Annotated in this window: 16 protein-coding genes; 6 read left to right on the top strand and 10 right to left on the bottom strand. The window is 44.2% G+C overall.

Going from position 1 to position 18938, the window contains the following annotated elements; all coding sequences use genetic code 11:
* Positions 1 to 585, top strand: coding sequence for an FmdE family protein (locus tag E7X56_RS03985; protein ID WP_135605079.1), 585 nt, complete (start codon positions 1 to 3; stop codon positions 583 to 585).
* A 274-nt stretch (positions 586 to 859) separates the two neighbouring features.
* Here the strand turns inward: E7X56_RS03985 and uvrA are convergent, their stop codons facing one another.
* From uvrA to E7X56_RS04000, 3 genes are all read right to left on the bottom strand, one after another.
* Positions 860 to 3685 carry an excinuclease ABC subunit UvrA gene (gene uvrA / locus E7X56_RS03990; protein WP_135605081.1) on the bottom strand — a complete coding sequence of 942 codons (2826 nt, stop codon included), beginning with the start codon at positions 3683 to 3685 and terminating at the stop codon, positions 860 to 862.
* Between the two features lie 91 nt (positions 3686 to 3776).
* A complete protein-coding gene (locus tag E7X56_RS03995) occupies positions 3777 to 4358 on the bottom strand; it encodes a hypothetical protein (RefSeq protein WP_135605083.1) in 582 nt (193 codons plus the stop codon).
* Positions 4355 to 5203 carry a TatD family hydrolase gene (locus tag E7X56_RS04000; RefSeq protein WP_210409240.1) on the bottom strand — a complete coding sequence of 283 codons (849 nt, stop codon included), beginning with the start codon at positions 5201 to 5203 and terminating at the stop codon, positions 4355 to 4357. The genes E7X56_RS03995 and E7X56_RS04000 overlap by 4 nt, the downstream gene beginning before the upstream one ends.
* 198 nt (positions 5204 to 5401) lie before the next feature.
* On the opposite strand from E7X56_RS04000, the gene E7X56_RS04005 reads away from it, so the two are divergent.
* The 3 genes from E7X56_RS04005 to E7X56_RS04020 all read left to right on the top strand — a co-directional run bounded on the left by E7X56_RS04005 (position 5402) and on the right by E7X56_RS04020 (position 9816).
* Positions 5402 to 5584 carry a hypothetical protein gene (locus E7X56_RS04005; RefSeq protein ID WP_091688710.1) on the top strand — a complete coding sequence of 61 codons (183 nt, stop codon included), beginning with the start codon at positions 5402 to 5404 and terminating at the stop codon, positions 5582 to 5584.
* Between the two features lie 55 nt (positions 5585 to 5639).
* Complete coding sequence (locus tag E7X56_RS04010; protein WP_135605085.1) at positions 5640 to 7865, top strand: NADP-dependent isocitrate dehydrogenase; 2226 nt, start codon at positions 5640 to 5642, stop codon at positions 7863 to 7865.
* Positions 7866 to 8376: 511 nt separating this feature from the next.
* On the top strand, positions 8377 to 9816 hold the full coding sequence (locus tag E7X56_RS04020; protein ID WP_135605087.1) for a dicarboxylate/amino acid:cation symporter: 1440 nt from the start codon (positions 8377 to 8379) through the stop codon (positions 9814 to 9816).
* Between the two features lie 137 nt (positions 9817 to 9953).
* Here the strand turns inward: E7X56_RS04020 and E7X56_RS04025 are convergent, their stop codons facing one another.
* Positions 9954 to 11231 (bottom strand): isopropylmalate synthase, encoded by a 1278-nt coding sequence (locus E7X56_RS04025; RefSeq protein WP_135605089.1) that lies wholly within the window; start codon positions 11229 to 11231, stop codon positions 9954 to 9956.
* Between the two features lie 335 nt (positions 11232 to 11566).
* Here E7X56_RS04025 and E7X56_RS04030 point away from each other — a divergent pair, with 335 nt between their 5' ends.
* The gene (locus E7X56_RS04030; RefSeq protein ID WP_135605352.1) at positions 11567 to 12070 is read left to right on the top strand and encodes an amino acid-binding protein; all 504 of its coding nucleotides are present in this window, start codon (positions 11567 to 11569) and stop codon (positions 12068 to 12070) included.
* Positions 12071 to 12075: 5 nt separating this feature from the next.
* Here E7X56_RS04030 and E7X56_RS04035 read toward each other — a convergent pair whose 3' ends face one another.
* The 3 genes from E7X56_RS04035 to E7X56_RS04045 are packed head-to-tail and all read right to left on the bottom strand — an operon-like array spanning position 12076 to position 15260.
* Entirely contained in the window at positions 12076 to 13275 is a 1200-nt protein-coding gene (locus E7X56_RS04035; RefSeq protein WP_135605091.1) for an NAD(P)/FAD-dependent oxidoreductase, read from the bottom strand.
* A 47-nt stretch (positions 13276 to 13322) separates the two neighbouring features.
* Positions 13323 to 14606 carry a 3-phosphoshikimate 1-carboxyvinyltransferase gene (aroA, locus tag E7X56_RS04040; protein WP_135605093.1) on the bottom strand — a complete coding sequence of 428 codons (1284 nt, stop codon included), beginning with the start codon at positions 14604 to 14606 and terminating at the stop codon, positions 13323 to 13325.
* Positions 14607 to 15260 carry a thymidylate synthase gene (locus E7X56_RS04045; protein ID WP_135605095.1) on the bottom strand — a complete coding sequence of 218 codons (654 nt, stop codon included), beginning with the start codon at positions 15258 to 15260 and terminating at the stop codon, positions 14607 to 14609.
* A gap of 179 nt (positions 15261 to 15439) precedes the next feature.
* Here E7X56_RS04045 and E7X56_RS04050 point away from each other — a divergent pair, with 179 nt between their 5' ends.
* Complete coding sequence (locus E7X56_RS04050) at positions 15440 to 15886, top strand: DUF488 family protein (protein ID WP_135605097.1); 447 nt, start codon at positions 15440 to 15442, stop codon at positions 15884 to 15886.
* A 5-nt stretch (positions 15887 to 15891) separates the two neighbouring features.
* Here the strand turns inward: E7X56_RS04050 and htpX are convergent, their stop codons facing one another.
* The 3 genes from htpX to E7X56_RS11945 form a co-directional block, all read right to left on the bottom strand.
* Positions 15892 to 16749, bottom strand: a complete 858-nt coding sequence (htpX, locus tag E7X56_RS04055) for a zinc metalloprotease HtpX (RefSeq protein ID WP_135605100.1) — start codon at positions 16747 to 16749, stop codon at positions 15892 to 15894.
* 366 nt (positions 16750 to 17115) lie between these two features.
* Positions 17116 to 17367 (bottom strand): hypothetical protein, encoded by a 252-nt coding sequence (locus E7X56_RS04060; RefSeq protein WP_091688730.1) that lies wholly within the window; start codon positions 17365 to 17367, stop codon positions 17116 to 17118.
* A complete protein-coding gene (locus tag E7X56_RS11945; RefSeq protein WP_210409241.1) occupies positions 17367 to 18845 on the bottom strand; it encodes a hypothetical protein in 1479 nt (492 codons plus the stop codon). The genes E7X56_RS04060 and E7X56_RS11945 overlap by 1 nt, the downstream gene beginning before the upstream one ends.
* Between the last annotated feature and the right edge of the window lie 93 nt (positions 18846 to 18938).

Here is an 18938-nt window from a genome sequence, read left to right on the forward strand (position 1 = left end):
ATGGAACTGGAAGATGCAGTAAAGTTCCATGGGCACCTGTGCCCCGGACTTGTTATTGGTTACAGGGTTGCAACCTATGCAGCCGAGCAGTTCAAGGACCGTTCCGAGGATGAGGAGCTTGTGGTCGTCGTTGAGAACAAGTCATGCAGCGTGGATGCCATTCAGGTGATTAATGGCTGCACCTTTGGAAAAGGAAACCTTGTCTTAAAAGATCTTGGAAAGCATGTTTATACTTTCTTCAAAAGGGGAGAGCGCGAAGCACTACGAATATCAATAAATCCGCGTCAGCGTCGGGAAGATCCACGTTACAATGAGCTCTTCCCCAAAGTAAGAAATGGCACTGCTACGGATGAAGAAATGGAAGAGTTCAAGAAAAGGCATGCTGAAAGGGGTCTTGCAATTCTTGACATTCCGGCCGATGAACTGTTCACTGCAACAAAAGTTGACATAGAGCCGCCTGAAAAAGCGATGGTATATCGTTCCATAGCATGTGCAGAATGTGATGAGGAGACAATGGAAACACGTCTTCGCGTAAAAGATGGAAAGATGGTCTGTCTTTCCTGTTTTGAAGGCCATGATATCTGACTTTCAGGTCAGATATCCTTTTTTAACCCTTTAATTTTTTTAACCATTTTGGTTCTCTTTAAGATCGTGTGGGTAATTTCACCGTCCTACAAGCAAATATTCGCAATTCTAGATTATCTCCCTGCACAATCCTTTAATTATGATTTGGTCTTTTTGGCCATTCGATTGCGATTTGCATTATTTCTTTGAATTCCATGACGTTTGAAAGGTAATGGAAATAAATTAAGTTACCCACTCAATGTTGAGGAGATCCACCATTTTTAAGTTTTTCAACTTATTTTTTGAGCACTCTTTTCAGGAATTCGCCTGTATAGGATGCCTTGCTCTTTGTTATTTTCTCGGGTGTACCTTTAGCAATGATATTGCCACCACGTTCTCCACCTTCAGGACCCAGGTCGATCACCCAGTCTGCTGTCTTGATAACATCAAGGTTGTGTTCTATCACAATGACCGTATTGCCTGCATCCACAAGTCGCTGGAGCACATCAAGAAGCTTGTTCACATCGTCAAAATGAAGTCCCGTTGTGGGCTCGTCAAGAATGTAAACTGTCTTTCCGGTAGAACGCCTACTAAGCTCTGTTGCGAGCTTAACACGCTGTGCTTCTCCTCCTGACAGGGTTGTCGATGACTGGCCAAGTTTAATGTAACCAAGACCAACATCGTAGAGTGTTTGAAGCTTGTTCTTTATCTTTGGTATGTTCTCAAAGAATTCCAGTGCTTCCTCTACGGTCATGTCAAGTAGATCAGCGATGGTTCTGTCCTTGTAGGTGACCTCAAGTGTCTCACGGTTGTATCGCTTCCCGTGGCAGACCTCACAGGGCACATAAACGTCAGGCAGGAAGTGCATTTCAATTGTGATTATACCGTCACCTGAACAGGTCTCACACCTGCCTCCGCGTACATTGAAGCTGAACCTTCCAGGCTTGTATCCGCGTGATTTTGACATCTTTGTCTGTGCAAAGAGTTCCCTTATAGGTGTGAAAAGGTTAGTATATGTGGCCGGATTGGAACGCGGTGTCCTTCCGATAGGTGACTGGTCGATGGTGATGACCTTGTCTATCTGGTCAAGACCCTTGATGTCCTTGTATCTCCCGGGTCTGTCCCTTGCACGATGCAGTTTCTGGGCAAGCACCTTGTTGAGTGTCTCATTGATGAGTGTGCTCTTTCCTGAACCTGATACACCTGTGACACAGGCCATGACCCCAAGCGGGAATTCCACATCGATTCCCTTGAGGTTGTTCTGTGATGCACCCTTGAGGAGCAGTTTGCCTGTGGGCTTGCGCCTCTTCTTTGGCACTGATATCTCAAGTTTTCCGCTCATGTACTGGCCGGTAAGTGAATCCGGATGTGCCATAATCTCTTCAGGCGTGCCTTCTGCCACGACCTCTCCTCCGTGGATACCGGCTCCTGGTCCCATGTCGACCACGTGGTCTGAATTGAGAATCGTCTCTTCATCGTGTTCCACGACCACTACTGTGTTGCCGATGTCACGAAGATGTTTTAATGTATTAATAAGCCTGAGATTATCCCTCTGGTGCAGCCCTATGCTTGGTTCATCCAGAATATACAGCACGCCCATAAGGCTGGAACCGATCTGTGTTGCAAGCCTGATACGCTGGGCTTCTCCTCCTGAAAGGGTCGCTGCCGAGCGGCTCAGTGTAAGATAATCAAGTCCGACGTCCATGAGGAAACCAAGCCTTGCCTTTATTTCCTTGAGGATCAGCCTTGCAATGGAATATTCACGAGGGGTAAGAGTTGGCTCCAGTTCTTCAAAGAAATGCAATGAGGTCTCTACGGACATTTGTGTGACCTCAATGATGTTACTGTCATTGATGCTCACAGCAAGGCTGGCAGGTTTTAGCCTGTTGCCATTACAAACTGTGCAGGGTTTGGTGGTGATGTACTTCCTGAGCCTGTCCTTTGTGGTCTCTGACTCTGTATTATCATATGTCTTTGATATGTTTGAGATCACTCCCCGGAAACGTCCCTTGTGCTTCCATATGCCACCATTCTTACCGATATGCACGAAATCGATCATTTCGGTGGTACCATTGAAGATGATGTCCTTGTGTTTCTGGTCAAGTTCCTCGAATGGCATGTCCAGTGAGAACCCAAAACGCTGTCCCACAGATTCCAGTGCCTGCATGTAGTAGCCGTCTTTTTTGTTCCAGGTCTCGACCGCTCCCTCTCTCAACGTAAGGGTGGGGTCAGGAACAATAAGTTCAGGGTCGAACTCCATTGAAGTGCCAAGCCCATGGCATTCTTCACAGGCACCCTGGGGGCTGTTGAAAGAGAATGCAGAAGGTTCCATTTCCTCAAAACCAATTCCGCAATCCGTACATGCCAGGTTTTCACTGAATACCATCTCTTCGCCTTCAAGCACATTGACCATCAATGTCCCGCCACTTTTCTCAAGTGCGGTTTCCACGGAATCCGATAATCTTTCCTCCATTCCTTTCTTGATGACAAGCCGGTCTACCACTACCTCGATGTTGTGCTTGTAGTAGCGTCCCAGTTCGATGGATTCGGCATCATCGAGTGAAATGATCTCACCATCTACCCTTGCACGGGCAAAGCCTTCTCCCCTCAGGTCTGTGAGCAGCTTCTTGTACTCTCCTTTTCGTTCACGCACAAGAGGTGCAAGGATATGGACCTTTGAACCTTCCTCTATTTTCATGATGCTGTCAACGATCTGGTCAACACTCTGGGGCTCGATTACCTTCCCGCATTTTGGACAATGCCGGATGCCTATTCTTGCGTAGAGCAGCCTCAGGTAATCATATATCTCGGTAACTGTTCCCACTGTGGAACGAGGGTTCTTGCTGGTGGTCTTCTGCTCGATGGAGATCGCAGGAGAAAGTCCCTCTATGTACTCAACATCCGGTTTTTCCATGAGGCCCAGGAACTGCCTTGCATAAGCTGAAAGCGATTCAACATATCGCCTCTGTCCCTCTGCATATATTGTATCAAAAGCAAGGGATGATTTTCCTGAACCGCTGAGTCCTGTAATTACTATCAGTTTGTCACGGGGGAGGACGAGGTCGATGTTCTTGAGGTTGTGCTCTTTAGCACCTTTGACGATTATATTTTTCAGGGACATGGTTTCTTTTGAATTGTGTGTGCTTTAGGCAGAGTTTGTAGCATTTTAAGTTAGCATGCCATTAGACCATATTTCTTTAATTCTATCTGCTTTATCGCATCCATAGTTTATCTATCAAGTCCATATCAATATCATATTTTTTGAAGAATCTCTCTATTTTTTTAAAATATTTTGCTTCTTCTTCTTCACTAAGTAGATCTTCTTTATATGTGATCCATTTCAAATATGCCTGTTTATCTCTCAGCCATGATCGGTTGTCAATGCTCATAGTGATATAATCTATAACCAATTTAAATTCATGATGCATGATTGGTTGGCTGACTGCGTATCGGTATACATCTCTTAATATCAGTTGTTGTAATACTGTTTCAAAAGAATCAATTTCTTTTTCATAATTACATTTAATATCTTCAAGTAGTGCTATTAGTTCAATATCTTTAATTTTTCTATCTGTGAAATAATAGTAAATAGCAATTGTACTTTCTATATTTCTTATGTATGGGTAACAATTATATTTTTCATCCTCATAATCTTCTAAAGAATCGATTTGCAATATCTCTAAAGTATCAGGTTCTAATAATGATGCCAAACATTTTCCAGAAAAATCGATCTCATTCAGTTTCGATTTTTCTTCTCCCATTATCTTTTTTATAATATTACTTATCTCACTCATATATTGATCTCCACCTCATAGACCTCTTCGACATTCTCCTTGTGCACTTTCCAGAATGGTTCTTCCCCGTACTCTTCCACAAGTTTCAATGTCCTTCGGGGTATCGTCTTTGGTCCCAGTACAGCCCCCGGTCTTTCAGGATCATCGATATAATCGGTTTCCATCATGAACCGTGTTCCCTCTTCAAGGGCCTGCTCTATGGCTCCTTTGCCTGCAAGCACTCCCGGGAAGATGCCAAGCTTTTCACAAACGTTCACAAGAGGGGGTGCATAATGTTTGACCACCTTATTAAGCCGGATGCCTGTTCCTTTTGCCCTTTCAGTAATATCAATTAGTTCCGGCTCACCGACACTTTCAGTATGTAGCTGGATCGCACAGTCGTGGTCCTTTGCAAGCACGAATCCATGTTCCATGATGGCATTGGATGCATCCCATATCTCGTCTGAGACGGGGTAGTGTGGGCGTCCACTTTTTAATCCTACAGCAAGGCCTTCATCGACGTATTTTGCAGCTATCTCAAGACCGCTCTTCATAAGCTCAACAGCTCTGTCAAGTTCCATGCGTTCGGTCAGTTTAGTTATCTCAGCCGGATGTACACCAAGTACCGGGAATGCCTTGACGCCGGTCTCATTGATCTGTCTGGCAAGATCGATGGTCTCATCAAAGACGATCCTGTAGTCCTCTGGTCTTGTTACTTCCACGCCGATGGTCCATGTGGGTTTTGTAACAAGGATAATGTGAGTTCCTCCTGCATTCTGGAACTCTTTGACAGCTTTCAGTCCTTTTGCACGGGGGTCGATGTGCATGTGTTCATCGGTGATAGGGAGTTTTGGTGATATGTTCATGTGTTAATAGATGTGGTAAAGGCAAATAATGTTACTGTCTTTTCGCGACATTGTCATTTTAGAAGGAGGTTGATGGTGAGGTATGCCTGAACCAGCGATACTATCAGGGTTGAGATCAGTATGAGCAGTGAGATTGTTGTCTTGAATTCATCCCGACCTTTCCTTATGAAATACATCTAGGCTGTAAATGGAAAGATAATGCTAAGGCTCAGGATCAATGAGAAATTACTTACCGAAGAGACACTTCATGAAAAAGCTCAATGGACACCCTATAAAAACCAGAAAATAACAGGTTGGCCGGAGATGACAATGAGCCGCGGAGAGATCATTGTGCAAAATGACGAATTCCTGGGTAAAAAGGGATGGGGTCTTTTTATATAGAATAAAGCGCTTCGCTTCGATAAAATGTTATTAATTTACAGAGAAAAGGATTAACATGGCACAGAAATCGACAATCATTTATACGAAAACCGATGAAGCTCCGGCTTTGGCAACCAGTTCGCTCCTGCCTATTGTACAGGCTTATGTGAAAAACGCCGGAATCACTATGGAAACGAGGGATATCTCCCTGGCGGGAAGAATCATTGCCCAGTTTCCCGAAAGACTGACAGAGGACCAGAAGATTTCCGATGCCCTTTCCGAATTGGGAGGGATGGTCTTAACTCCGGAAGCCAACATTATCAAACTACCCAATATCAGCGCTTCAGTTCCCCAGATTAAAGCGACAGTCGCAGAACTCCAGGCTCAGGGATATGATCTGCCCGATTATCCCGAAGATCCTTCTAATGATGAAGAAAAGGCGATCAAAGCGAAATTCGATATTGCCAAGGGCAGTGCTGTTAACCCTGTATTGAGAGAAGGGAATTCTGACCGCAGAGCTCCTAAAGCTGTAAAAAATTATGCGAAAAAACATCCCCATTCCATGGGAGAATGGAAGTCCGATTCCAAATCCCATGTAGCCAGCATGACTGGCGGAGATTTTTACGGCAGTGAGAAATCTGTTGAAATTGAAGAGGCTACCAATTTCAGAATTTTCTTTACAGATGACGCTGGTAATAAAACACTATTAAAAGACAAAGCCCCTCTTCAGACCGGAGAAATCATTGATGCAGCTGTTATGAACAAAAAAGCGCTTCAGGCATTTCTGGCTGAACAGATAGAAGATGCCAAAGCTAAAGATGTCTTATTCTCCGTTCATTTGAAAGCGACAATGATGAAAGTTTCCGACCCTATTATCTTCGGTCATGTGGTTAAGGTCTTCTTTAAAGAGATATTTGATAAATATGGTGATCTGCTTTCAGAATTGGGTGTAGATCCCAACCAAGGACTGGGAGATCTCTATACAAAAATCCAGAATCTGCCTGAAGACAAACAGGCTGAAATCAAAGCAGATATAGAAGCTGTGTATGCCAAGAGACCGGCATTGGCTATGGTTAACTCCGATAAGGGAATTACCAATCTCCATGTTCCCAGCGATGTTATCGTCGACGCTTCCATGCCTGCAGCAATCCGCTCATCAGGCGGCATGTGGGGACCAGACGGGAAACTGAAAGATATGAAAGCCATAATTCCAGACCGCTCTTATTCGGGAGTGTATCAGGAAACTATTGAGTTCTGTCAAAAACACGGTGCCTTTGATCCATCAAAAATGGGAAGCGTTTCCAATGTGGGGCTTATGGCGCAAAAAGCTGAAGAATATGGCTCACATGACAAGACCTTTGAGATGACTGGTACAGGAAAAGTTCAAGTTATCGATGACAACAATAATGCACTCATTGAACAACCGGTAGAGGAAGGAGATATCTTCCGCATGTGTCAGGTGAAAGACGCACCCGTTCAGGACTGGATCAAGCTGGCCGTTAAACGAGCCAAAGCGACAGGCAATCCTGCAGTCTTCTGGCTCGATGAGAAAAGAGCTCACGATTCACAGCTCATTAAAAAAGTGAACAAATGCTTGAAAGATTATGATACTGATGGCCTGGAACTATTGATCAAAGCTCCCGTTGAAGCGACCAAGTTTTCATTGGAGAGAATTAAAGAGGGCAAAGATACAATCTCTGTGACTGGAAATGCTTTGAGAGATTATCTGACAGACCTCTTTCCCATTTTGGAAGTGGGAACCAGTGCGAAAATGCTATCAATCGTTCCCCTAATGAATGGCGGTGGACTTTTCGAGACAGGTGCCGGCGGTTCGGCACCCAAACACGTACAGCAATTTGAATCGGAAGGTCACCTGCGTTGGGACTCTCTAGGAGAATTCCTGGCCTTAGCTGTTTCTCTGGAGCATCTGGGCAACAGTTTTGATAATCCTAAAGCTCTGGTTTTAGCAGAAACATTGGATAAAGCGACAGAGCTGGTTCTGGAAAACAGAAAATCACCTTCCCGAAAAGTGAATGAGATTGATAACAGAGGATCTCATTTTTATCTGGCAATGTATTGGGCTCAGGCTCTGGCTGATCAGGAGAAAGATAGCGAATTAAAAGCGATTTTTGAACCTGTAGCTAAAGCTCTGATGGAAAATGAAGAGAAGATTGCCAATGAGTTGTTAGAAGCTCAGGGCAAAGCTATGGATATCAAAGGATACTACGCTCCAGATGAGGAGTTAAAATCCCAGGCCATGAGACCTAGTGCGACTTTGAATGGGATTATCGATTCTATTTAATTTTATTGTGGAAACAAAAGGAAAGCCCCGGTTTCGGCCGGGGCTTTTTAGTATCTAAATAAGCAATGTGATTAGGGAGCTAAAGCTTCCGCTTCTGCTTGGGTTGGGAAGACAGATGCTATCTTCAAGGCAACAGAGGATGTCATTGGAGAAGGCAAGTATCTTACCTACGATATGGGTGGAGATGCATCCCTTAGCGGAATGACCGATGCTATCATTGCAAAACTGTAAAACAATATTATACGTAAGTAAGTCCGACTCTGGCGAGAATGGGACTTTGAGTGTATGGGGTCTGCGGATCCTTTACACCATTCTTTTCTTTTTATTTCATGATTTTTCATAACTTTTACTAGATTGCAGTTGTTTCTAAATTCAAAGGTTTTAAATTATACAAAACAACTATTATTACAGGGACCTATAACGAGATAGATTTTGATTTACGTATAGATTGGTCGCAATGTACGTATAATTAAAAACTAAAATCACGAAACATACAATTAAATTTACGAACATGCCAAACAGATACCGTATTCCTGAGCCTCTTACCCTGATACATCCACGTTCATTGAAATATCTTAGCTTCCAGCTGCAGTCGCTCGTAAAGGGCAGGCTCTGGCTCAAGATACTTATTGGGATGTTCCTGGGAATTATTACCGGTCTGGTACTTGGACCATCGACGGGAATGGTAGGTCAAAATGTTTCATATGCGATCGGTGAATGGCTGGCATTACCAGGATACATATTCCTGGCGCTATTACAGATGATAGTTGTTCCTCTTGTTTTTGCATCTATTATCCGGGGTATTGCTGCCGGTGAGGACATGGAGCAACTCAAAATGATCGGGTTGCGTACGGTTGCATATTTTCTTGCAACCACAGCAATTGCTATACTGATTGGTCTTACTCTTGGTTTAATGATAAAACCAGGTAGCTATATCAGCAGTGAACTGGTCCAGAGCACAATGGGATCGGAAATACCTCAGGTCAATGAGGGTGCTTTTACAACTCCCGCCATTGCAGATATTCCGGTTATGGTCACAACCATCCTGCCTACGAATCCGCTTGGATCACTTGCTACCGGGCAGATGCTTCAGGTGGTGGTTTTCTCTGTCATAATAGGGCTGGCTCTGGTATCGATGTCGCCCACACAATCAAAACCCCTGCTCGATCTGCTGGGTTCACTTCAGGAAGTGAGCATGACAGTTGTACGATGGAGTATGTTGCTTGCTCCGCTAGCTGTTTTTGGTCTTATCAGCAAGTTCACGTTGAATCTCGGGATCGATGCACTTCTGGGAATGCTGGTCTATGTGGGAACTGTATTTTTAGGGCTTTTATCGCTACTTGCCGTTTACCTGCTGATAGTTTTCATAATTTCAAGAAAAGGTCCTATTGATTTCCTGGGATCTGTAAGGGATGTATTATTACTTGCATTCTCAACATCCAGTTCTGCTGTTGTCATGCCTTTGTCCATCAAGACCGCCGAGGAAAAGTTAGGTGTCAGACCTTCCATTTCCCAATTTATCATTCCACTGGGTGCAACTATAAACATGAATGGTACAGCTCTTTACCAGAGTATAGCAGCAGTTTTCCTCGCGCAGGTGTTTGGTGTGGAACTTGGTTTTGGTGCTCTTCTGCTGGTCATGATAACCGTGGTGGGTGCCTCTATCGGTACACCTTCCACACCGGGAGTTGGGATAGTGATACTTGCAATGATACTGAGCAGTGTTGGGATACCAACTGCAGGTATAGCACTTATTATCGGGGTGGACAGGATCCTTGATATGAGTCGCACATCCGTAAATGTCACAGGGGATCTCGTAACCTGTGTGATAATGGATAAATGGGTAGGCAGCAAGAAACCTGCAATGCAGGAACGTTTTGAAAGCTCAAAACGTGAAACACAAAGAAAGATCCTGGGGGAAGATGTTATTGTCAATTCGAACGATGGGTGATCTTGTTCTTCAACAAAGCTCTTTCTTGATCAGGTTCCTGTGAAAAAAAGAGCAATTCAATACTGAGATTACCTAAAAATTCAATATTGCTGATCTTAAAAAAAAGGTATACTTATCCGCAAAAAAGCGGACAAGCATTAGATCGTTTTTCTGCCCATGTTCTTCTCGATGATAGGTTCGAAGAGGAAATATTTCTCAACGTATGCCTGTATCTCTTCATCAGATATACAGGAAACACGCTTTTCCTTGTCATACAGTTCATGTATGTCGCTCTGGATAGATCTCAGGCGTGGGTCGTTCTTTTCGACGGTTATCTGAACTCCCATAAGGTCGTTCAGTGTATCCTGTACTTTGAAACGAAGTACTTCGATACCTGATGAATCGCCTATGAGGAAAGCCCTCTTTCCGCCTACGATCTCCGGTGGATATGGTTCGTAAGTGAATGGGTTCTTGATGACGCCTGCAGTGTGGATGCCTGATTCGTGAGCAAAAACATTTTTCCCTACGACAGACTTGTTCCTTGGGATCCTGATCCCGATTTCCGTCTGCATGAATTTTCCAAACTCTGCAAGACATTCAAGGTTATATTTGTCAAAACCTTCAATACGACGGCTAAGGAACAGCAACAACTTCTCCATTTCCGCATTTCCTGCCCTTTCACCAATTCCGAGGAAAGTTACATTGGACCAGTTTGCACCGTGCCAGTATCCTGCAATAGAGTTGGCAACTGCCAGACCAAAATCATCGTGGCAATGTGTCTCAATGTTCTTTGCATTAAGATCCTCTTTTAAGTGTTTCACCATCTGAGGTATACCGAATGGTTCATCCACATCTATAAATGGAACTCCAAAACCAATTGTGTCACAAAGACGGATCGTACAATCCGGATCGATCTCAAGTATCTTTTCGATAAGCGGATATACAAAATAAGTATTGTCAGCTCGTGTCATATCCTCAATATGTGCACGGGTACGAAGACCATGGTCCACTGCATACTGTAGTGCGTTCAGGTACTTCTCTTCTGCAGCTTCCCTGCTGGGGAGTCCCATCTTATCCAGGATATGTGCATCAGATACTGACATCAATATTCCTGTCTCTTCGATATCCTCAATATCCAGGACCATGTCTATATCAGCAGGTACGGCTCTTGCCCACCCTGTGATCTCAGGTGATTCATAGCCCCTGTCGAACATCATCTTAATAGCGTTCCTGTCACGCTCATTGTAGACGAATGTTTCCAGTTTTTCAATTCCTATCTGATGCAGAAACTCGTATATCCTGAATTTGTGATCTGCCTTTAAGACAATACCCGGCATCTGTGCCCCATCACGAATGGTACTGTCACTTATGCTCACTTCCTGGCCCTTTGGGAGCTTGACCTTTGGAAGATCGTCATAAGTTTTGTATATATTCATAAAATACCTCCTTGAACGTAATCGACTGTGAAACTTTGTAGTTTAAGCCATTTACAGGTCCTTTATATTTCTTAATGACAAAACGGTTTGAGAACAGTCCGTTTTTTGAATAGGAGCCTGCCTGTAAAAAACATCATTATCTGATTGATTTTTCTCTTTGATTTAACCCCTGTAATACTTTATCCTTAAAATGTCTTTCTTTTTTACCCTTAAAATAATTTGGAAGGAATGTTCTATAGTTTTTGGAGTCCCTTTAGTAACGGAACATTTATTAATTGCTTTTTTGTATGAATCAGAGCTTAAATCTTTATAATTTGGGAAACAAGATGGTAATCATGTGGAGCACAGTACTCAAAAAGTTCGAAAAGCATCCTGCACAGCAAAAGGTCATAAAGATCCTTTTTGAACGTGGATTTCAGGTGAATGATGAAGGGAAAGTGACATCCGGTTCAATTGAGATCCCTCATACACAACTGGCAAAAGAAGCAGGCGTAGATCGCAGGGTGGTCGATGCTACTACAGATACCATTCTCACAGACGAACTTCTGACTAATATTTTCCAGAATGTAAAATCAATACCATTCCTTCGTGATGTTGCTCCGTCCCTAGGCCTTGGTGTTATTATAATCACGCCGGACGATGCTGCAAATATAGGTATCCTTTCTAACGTTTCGAAGGTAATTTCCGATCACGGTCTCAGCATCAGGCAGGCAGTATCGGATGATCCGCATTTTAATAATGAAGCAAAACTGACCATCATCACCGACTCAAAGATCCCCGGTGAACTTGTTAGTGACATCCTGAATCTTCAAGGTGTCAAAGGTGTCAGCATATACTGAAAATGTTACAACACTGCTTTTGCAAAAGCTCTGCACACGCCTATCAAATGCCTTGAATTCATTGGGTTCAACAACTTTCTGATCAATATTGAGGGATGGTCCATATCCCCATATTTTGTGATCATTTCAAGTATGGCAGGATTGTTCATCGATGCTATCAGATCATCCAGTTGATTATCGTTCAATCCACCGACGAAATCATGTATCCTCATTCCAATACCAAGTTCACGGCCAAGTTCGGCCTGCCATCGTTTTTCGTATGAACTGAGCCTCTCTCCAGAAACATCGCCATCATGTACGGCTTTTGCTGCAACTTCACCTGCGATCTTCGCACAGGCAGCTCCTGTATATATGCCGCCTCCTGATGTTGGTTTCACCTGTCCTGCAGCATCTCCTGCAATGAGTACGCCATTCCTGTAAGTTCGCTTAAGGGGGCCTATAGGGATTCCACCCACCACAAGGTCAAGCATACATCGTGAGTGTCTGCTGGAAACGTGCGGGTTCGAAGAAAGAACTCCTTTGAGATAGTTTATTGCATTTTGCTCATTGCCTGGTTCAACAGCAAGTCCTATTCTTGATATATCCTCGCTGACAGGTACGGTCCATGCAAAAAAACCAGGTGCATTCGATCCAACGAACAGTTCCACAAAATTATCATCCTTTGATCGGTAGGGTGCTTCTATCTGTACTCCTGACAGGATCCTGTCGACTCTTCCCAGGCCTGCATATCTGGCGATATTGCTCTTTACGCCGTCTGCTCCGATGACAACCCTGGCCTTTATGTTGGTTGGTCTTCCCATATGCATTACTGAAAGGACCTGCATGCCATCTTTCTCTTGAAGCCCGGTCACACGTCCCTTTAGCATCAGTTCTGCACCGGAATCCACTGCCATTGAAACAAGGGTTCGGTCAAACATCTTTCTGGAAACGACATATGCCTTTGTCTTCCTGCCGTCTATGGGAAGACAGGTTCCATTTGGCGAATGGACAAAAGCACCACGTACACTGTTCAGTACGAAATCGTTATCTGGTGCAACATCACATTCAGCTACAGCACGTGTACTTAATAGTCCGGTGCACTCCACGGGTGTGCCGATAGATGAGTGTTCCTCGATCATGAGCACCTTTGCACCGTATTTGGCAGCATAACGTGCAGCTGTGGATCCTGTAGGTCCGGCTCCGACCACAACAACATCATAGATCATGGAAACAACTCAAAAAGTAAAAGAATAAAATGAACAATGGTTCGTTCTCATTGCTCACTAAGGATAACGTCAGCGCCTATTGAACGCATTGCATCAAAGAAGTTCGGGTATGAGATGAAGATGGATTCTGCGGTATCGATAATGGTATTACCGGCAACCATGCCTGCAAGTGTCAAGGCCATTACGATACGATGATCGTGCCAGCCGTGTACTTCTGCACCCTTGAATTCGCCTCCTCTTATTGTCAGGCTATCCTTTTCTTCCCTGCAAAAGATTCCCATCTTTTCAAGCTCCAGAGCCATTGCATGAAGTCTGTCCGTCTCCTTATAGCGGACATGCTCAGCATTGGCTATTATGGTCTCACCTTTTGCCATGGCACCAAGGACCGCAACTGTGGGCACAAGATCAGGGGTGGCACCTGCATCCATGGTGATGCCATGAAGTTCTCCACTTCTTGCGGTTACCGTTCCTGCTTCCATATCCCAGTAGATATTTGCACCCATTTCTTTCAGTATGTTTATGATGGCTATGTCACCCTGCATTGAAGGAAACAGGTTCTTGACGGTCACGCTGGAGTTTGTCATTGCAGCGGCTGCAAGAAGATACGATGCAGATGAGAAATCCCCTGGTACGGTGTATTCCTGAAGGTTATATCTCTGGTTTCCGGGAATGATGAACTTAGGGTTGTGATTGTCTTCAACGAGGATCTCAACACCTGCTTTTTCAATAACATCCAGTGTGACATCGATATAAGGTTTGGATTTTAGTTCGCCCTTGATAGAGAGGGTCGTACTGTTCTTTGTAAGCGGGCATGCGAGCAGTAATGCTGATATGAACTGTGAACTGATGGACCCGTCAATCTTGACAATAGCGCCTGTAAGGCCGCCGGTGACCACAATTGGTGCACACCCATTGTTACGGGTAGAATAGGCATCAACCCCAAGGTCGTTCAGGACCCTGAGAAGAGGGTCATTAGGTCTTGACCTTATGGAATTATCGCCTGTAAGCACAGTAGTTCCCTCGGTAAGTGCAGAGATGGCGGTCATGAATCGGAGTGTGGTTCCTGAATTTGCTACATCTATTACATCCTCGGGGATTTCCGGAACACCATCCACACCGCTGATCAGAAGGTCTTCTCCCTCCTTTTCGATGTATGCACCGAACATCTCACTGGCGCGGATAGTGGATTGTGTATCTGCAGATAGCAGTGGTCTGTGGACGATTGCATCTCTTGAAAGGGCAGCTATGGCGATAGCCCTGTGAGTGTAGCTCTTTGAAGGTGGTGCGAATACCTCGCCATGTACACTGGATCTTCCAACTGTTACTTTCATTTACTGCACCCCTTTTACAATGTTCTCGATCTTGTCCCAGTCATGGTCATAGATATGTGCAGAGATGCTCACCGTGGTGATGCTTCCTGCTGCTAGTCCTACATGTTCGGCAACGTATTCAAGAAGCTTTGAAAGGCCATAGAGATTAGCTGGATAAGCCCCTGCAAAGTCGTGGCTGCGGAATACTGTTGTGAGGTGGACCTTTTCATCCCTTATCTTAAAATCATCAATTATCATACAGGGTACTTCATCAACATGGGTGTCCACGGTCGGGATCCATGTGACTGCTGTAGCTCTTCGGGTCGTCCTGTTGTTCTTCAGTTTTTCAATGACATAGGCGATCTGGTCAACTTTCTCATCCCAGTTGCGAAGCCTCTGGCCATATGTATATTCGAAATCCTGTGCATTCTCACCAGTGATAAGCTGTTTTGCATACTCTTCCAGCCTTTCATGGTTCCATGCGATATCTGCAGGGATCTCGTCCCTGTATGGATCATCTATCACGACCATCAGGTTCATGAACTCTCGTATCTGGCTTCCTCTCTCATCTGTAATAACCTTACCGTGATTCCATAGTACATTGAGTCCGCGGTACCATGCATCACTGATGGTCTGAGCTTTTATGATCCTTCCAATTGCCGCATCCTGCGTCATGACAAATTCTCCCTGTAATGTACTAAAATAAGCATTATCCTCTAATATAGCTATCTATTTAAAAATAATCCGGGAATCGTCACGAAGGGGAATAGCACTTCGATCTATCTCTGAACTGAGCTTTGCTGATAATGTAATACAGAAAAAGTAATAAACTTCACATCCATTCAGTCATCCCGATGGATGAAGATACCCGATGCTATACCATTGGCTACGGAAACAGGTCACTGGAAGAATTTATCGATATTCTACAACAGTATGACCTCTCCTGCCTGGTGGATATTCGCAGTTATCCGCATTCGGTACGTGAAGAGTTCAATAAAGAGAACCTCGAGATCGTGCTGCCGAAATATAATATTGCTTATTCTCATTGTCCCGGGCTTGGAGGCTTGCGGGAAGAAAGCTATACCGATTATATGAGGACGAATGAGTTCAGGGGCTATTTCGCAAAATTGACCGGTAAGATAAAAGAGATCAATAGCAACGGCTCTGATGTCGTCCTTATGTGTGCTGAGAAAAATCCGAAAAACTGTCACAGGTATAAGCTGTCAAATGAGCTGGAAGCCAGTGGAATCAGAGTTATCCACCTGACCGATCCCGGCCAGGCAGATCTTTTCATGTTCTAATTATCTTACATTGCGTTCAAACGACGGATCCTTTCTTCTGTGGGTGGGTGTGTCCTGAAAAGTTTCATCAGTGAGCTACCTCTCAGAGGGTTGACGATGAACATATGTGCCGTGTTCTCGGAAGGCTGTACGTCGTTCCTGCGTGGGTGGTAGTTCTGTGTACCGGTTTCCAGTTTGGAGAGCGCGCTTGCAAGTGCCCATGGTTTCTGTGATATGCGTGCTCCTTCTGCATCAGCTGCGAACTCACGTGAACGGGAGATTGCAAGCTGGATTATGGTCGCGGCTATTGGTGCCACAATTGCAAGTGCAATGAATCCTACGATATTGGTTCCTCCGTTGTCGTCCCTGCCTCCGATGCCACCGAAGATAGCAGCCCATCTTGCCCATGTTGCAAGCATTGTGATTACACCTGCAACAGTTGCTGCAACTGCACTGATAAGTGTGTCCCGGTTCTTTACATGTGCAAGCTCGTGTGCCAGTACACCCTCGATCTCTTCCGGTGTCAGAAGATTCATGATGCCTGTGGTGGCTGCAACTGCTGCATGTTTAGGATCTCTCCCGGTTGCAAATGCATTTGGCATGGATGTCTCCACAATGTACACTTTAGGCATTGGGAGGTCTGCACGCATTGCAAGGTTTCGGACGATCTCATACAGTTTCGGACTTTCAGATTCTGTGACCTCTTTTGCATGATACATCTTCAGGACGATCTTGTCACTGTACCAGTAACTTCCGAAGTTCAGGACGATCGCAAAAGCAAAAGCTATGAACATACCGGTAGTGCCGCCAATAAGACGACCCACAATGATCAGGAGTCCTGTCAGGGATGCCAGCAATAATGTGGTCTTAAACATATTCTTCATTTTCTACCTCATTTTGGGGTGGATGTTTATTTAGTTGATTGGATCAACTACCATTAATATATCCACACATACCCTGTAATTCATTGAATTATAATTCTATATAAGTATTTCTCTCATGTCTGTTGTAATTATCTTCTATATATCATACGATTTGTGTCAAATAATATCATTAGTTTTATGAAGTTGTAACTATTTACAGAAGCAAAATAATTGCAAGGCATGTCCATGATTAAAAGAAGTTCTGGAAATGATGTAAATTTGATCTATAATACTGGGCTTTGCAATATTGTTCCTTTTCACAATAATGCTAGCCGGATTGGTTTGTATAAGATAAAAAAGAAAAAAGAAGACTGAACTGCAATCAGTTCAGACCTCTTCGATGGTCAGGTTCTCGTCCTCATCCAGTTCTGAAAGTGTGGCTTCCAGTTCATCAAGGTCACTTTCGAGATCCTCTATCTCTGAATCGGTCAGTCCGACCCCTTCCTCTGCAAGTATCTCGTCTGCAGTTGGTGCTTCGGCATCGACCTCGTCATCTGCAGCCTGATCTCCTACACAACCGGAGAAGGCAAGTCCGATGAGAAGTACGGCAATTATTCCAATGTGCTTAAAGCTGACCATTATTGCCCCCCATCCGTATTGTTTCCGTCATCAGTGCTGTTGTCGTCTGTATTGTTTCCATCATCGGTGCTGTTGTCGTCTGTATTGTTTCCATCATCGGTGCTGTTGTCGTCTGTATTGTTTCCATCATCAGTGCTGTTGTCGTCTGTATTGTTTCCATCAACGGTGCTGTTGTTGTCTGTATTGTTTCCATCAACGGTGCTGTTGTTGTCTGTATTGTTTCCGTCATCGGCGGTGTCATCATCTGCACCGTTTTCGTCATCGTCGCTCTCTTCAGTTTGCATTTCTACATCTTCACTTGCAAACTCCATCTCGACTGCTTCGTCACCTTCACCGACCTGATATGTTCCTTCTCCTGAGAGTGAAGCACTTCCGGTTCCTTCTGCGAAGACTGTAAGATCTTCTCCACTTACCATGACGGTAAGCCTTGTTCCGTTTATGAGGGCGTCACCTGTGAAGTTATCATATACATAGGCACAGCATCCGTCTTTTGTCTCTTCATTCACGAGATCAGATTCAGCTCCGTTGACATCAATTTCTGCATCCCCTGCAAGGTCCTTGATCACAAGCATTGCGTCTGTTGCACTGATGGTAACGTTAAGCTGACCAGAAAGAACGATGGTGCCGTCACCCTTTGCATTGAGGGCACCCTCGCCTGTCATGCTTACATACCCATCTCTGGACTCCTTCATATCACCCAAGATCTCTTTAAGAACCTCGTTGGCGTCTTTGGTTTTATCGATTGCATCCTCAAGGTTTCCTTCTTCCAGTAGTGCCTTAGCTTCAGCTATCAGAGTGTTGTATTCATCGAGAAGTTCCTGGAGTTCAGCAGCTTCCTCTCCATCTTCCATTTGGTCGACTTCTTCTTGTAGACGTTCGGAAACATCATCGGATTTCTCAAGGTAATTTTCAAGTCCATCGTTCACTTTCTCTCTTGTGCTTTTTCTAATGTCCTTTATTGCATCTTTCCAGAGCTTCCTAATATCCTTGGTTGCATCTGAGAGGTCCTTTCTTGTTTCAGCTTCCTCAACATCTGTTCTGATATCTTCGAGTTCTGCGATGTACGCATCAATTGTAGCGTTTACCTCTGGCGTGTACTCACCTTCATCTTTGATATTCTCAAGACGAAGAACCATGTAGTCTATAGTGCCATTGAGGTAATCTTTAGAATTATTGATCATCACAGATTCATTGATGTCTCCTCTTGCCTGATTTCTCTTTATCATCTGGAATTCAGATGTCATATTGTTGTAATCGTTCTTGGCAGCCTGGATATCGTTCTTAGCTTCCTGATAATTCGTCCTTAACCTGTCCTGGTCCTGTACACCTACTGTCTCACCGGTAGCATTCTTTTTCATCTGTCCGGGTGCGTCCTCAAATCCATTTCCATTATTTGCAAGTGCTGTCATCGGAAGTAAGCTGACTACCATCAGCACAGCAGCAATAATTGCAAAACCTTTCATCGTTCCTCTCTTCATTACGGATTCCTCCATTATCATGAAATTAACTTACAAACCAATATTTGGTATCTTTAAATATAAGTTTACTTTATATATTATCTTTCAGATAAT

The organism is Methanococcoides sp. NM1, assembly GCF_900774285.1.
GTDB lineage: Archaea > Halobacteriota > Methanosarcinia > Methanosarcinales > Methanosarcinaceae > Methanococcoides > Methanococcoides vulcani.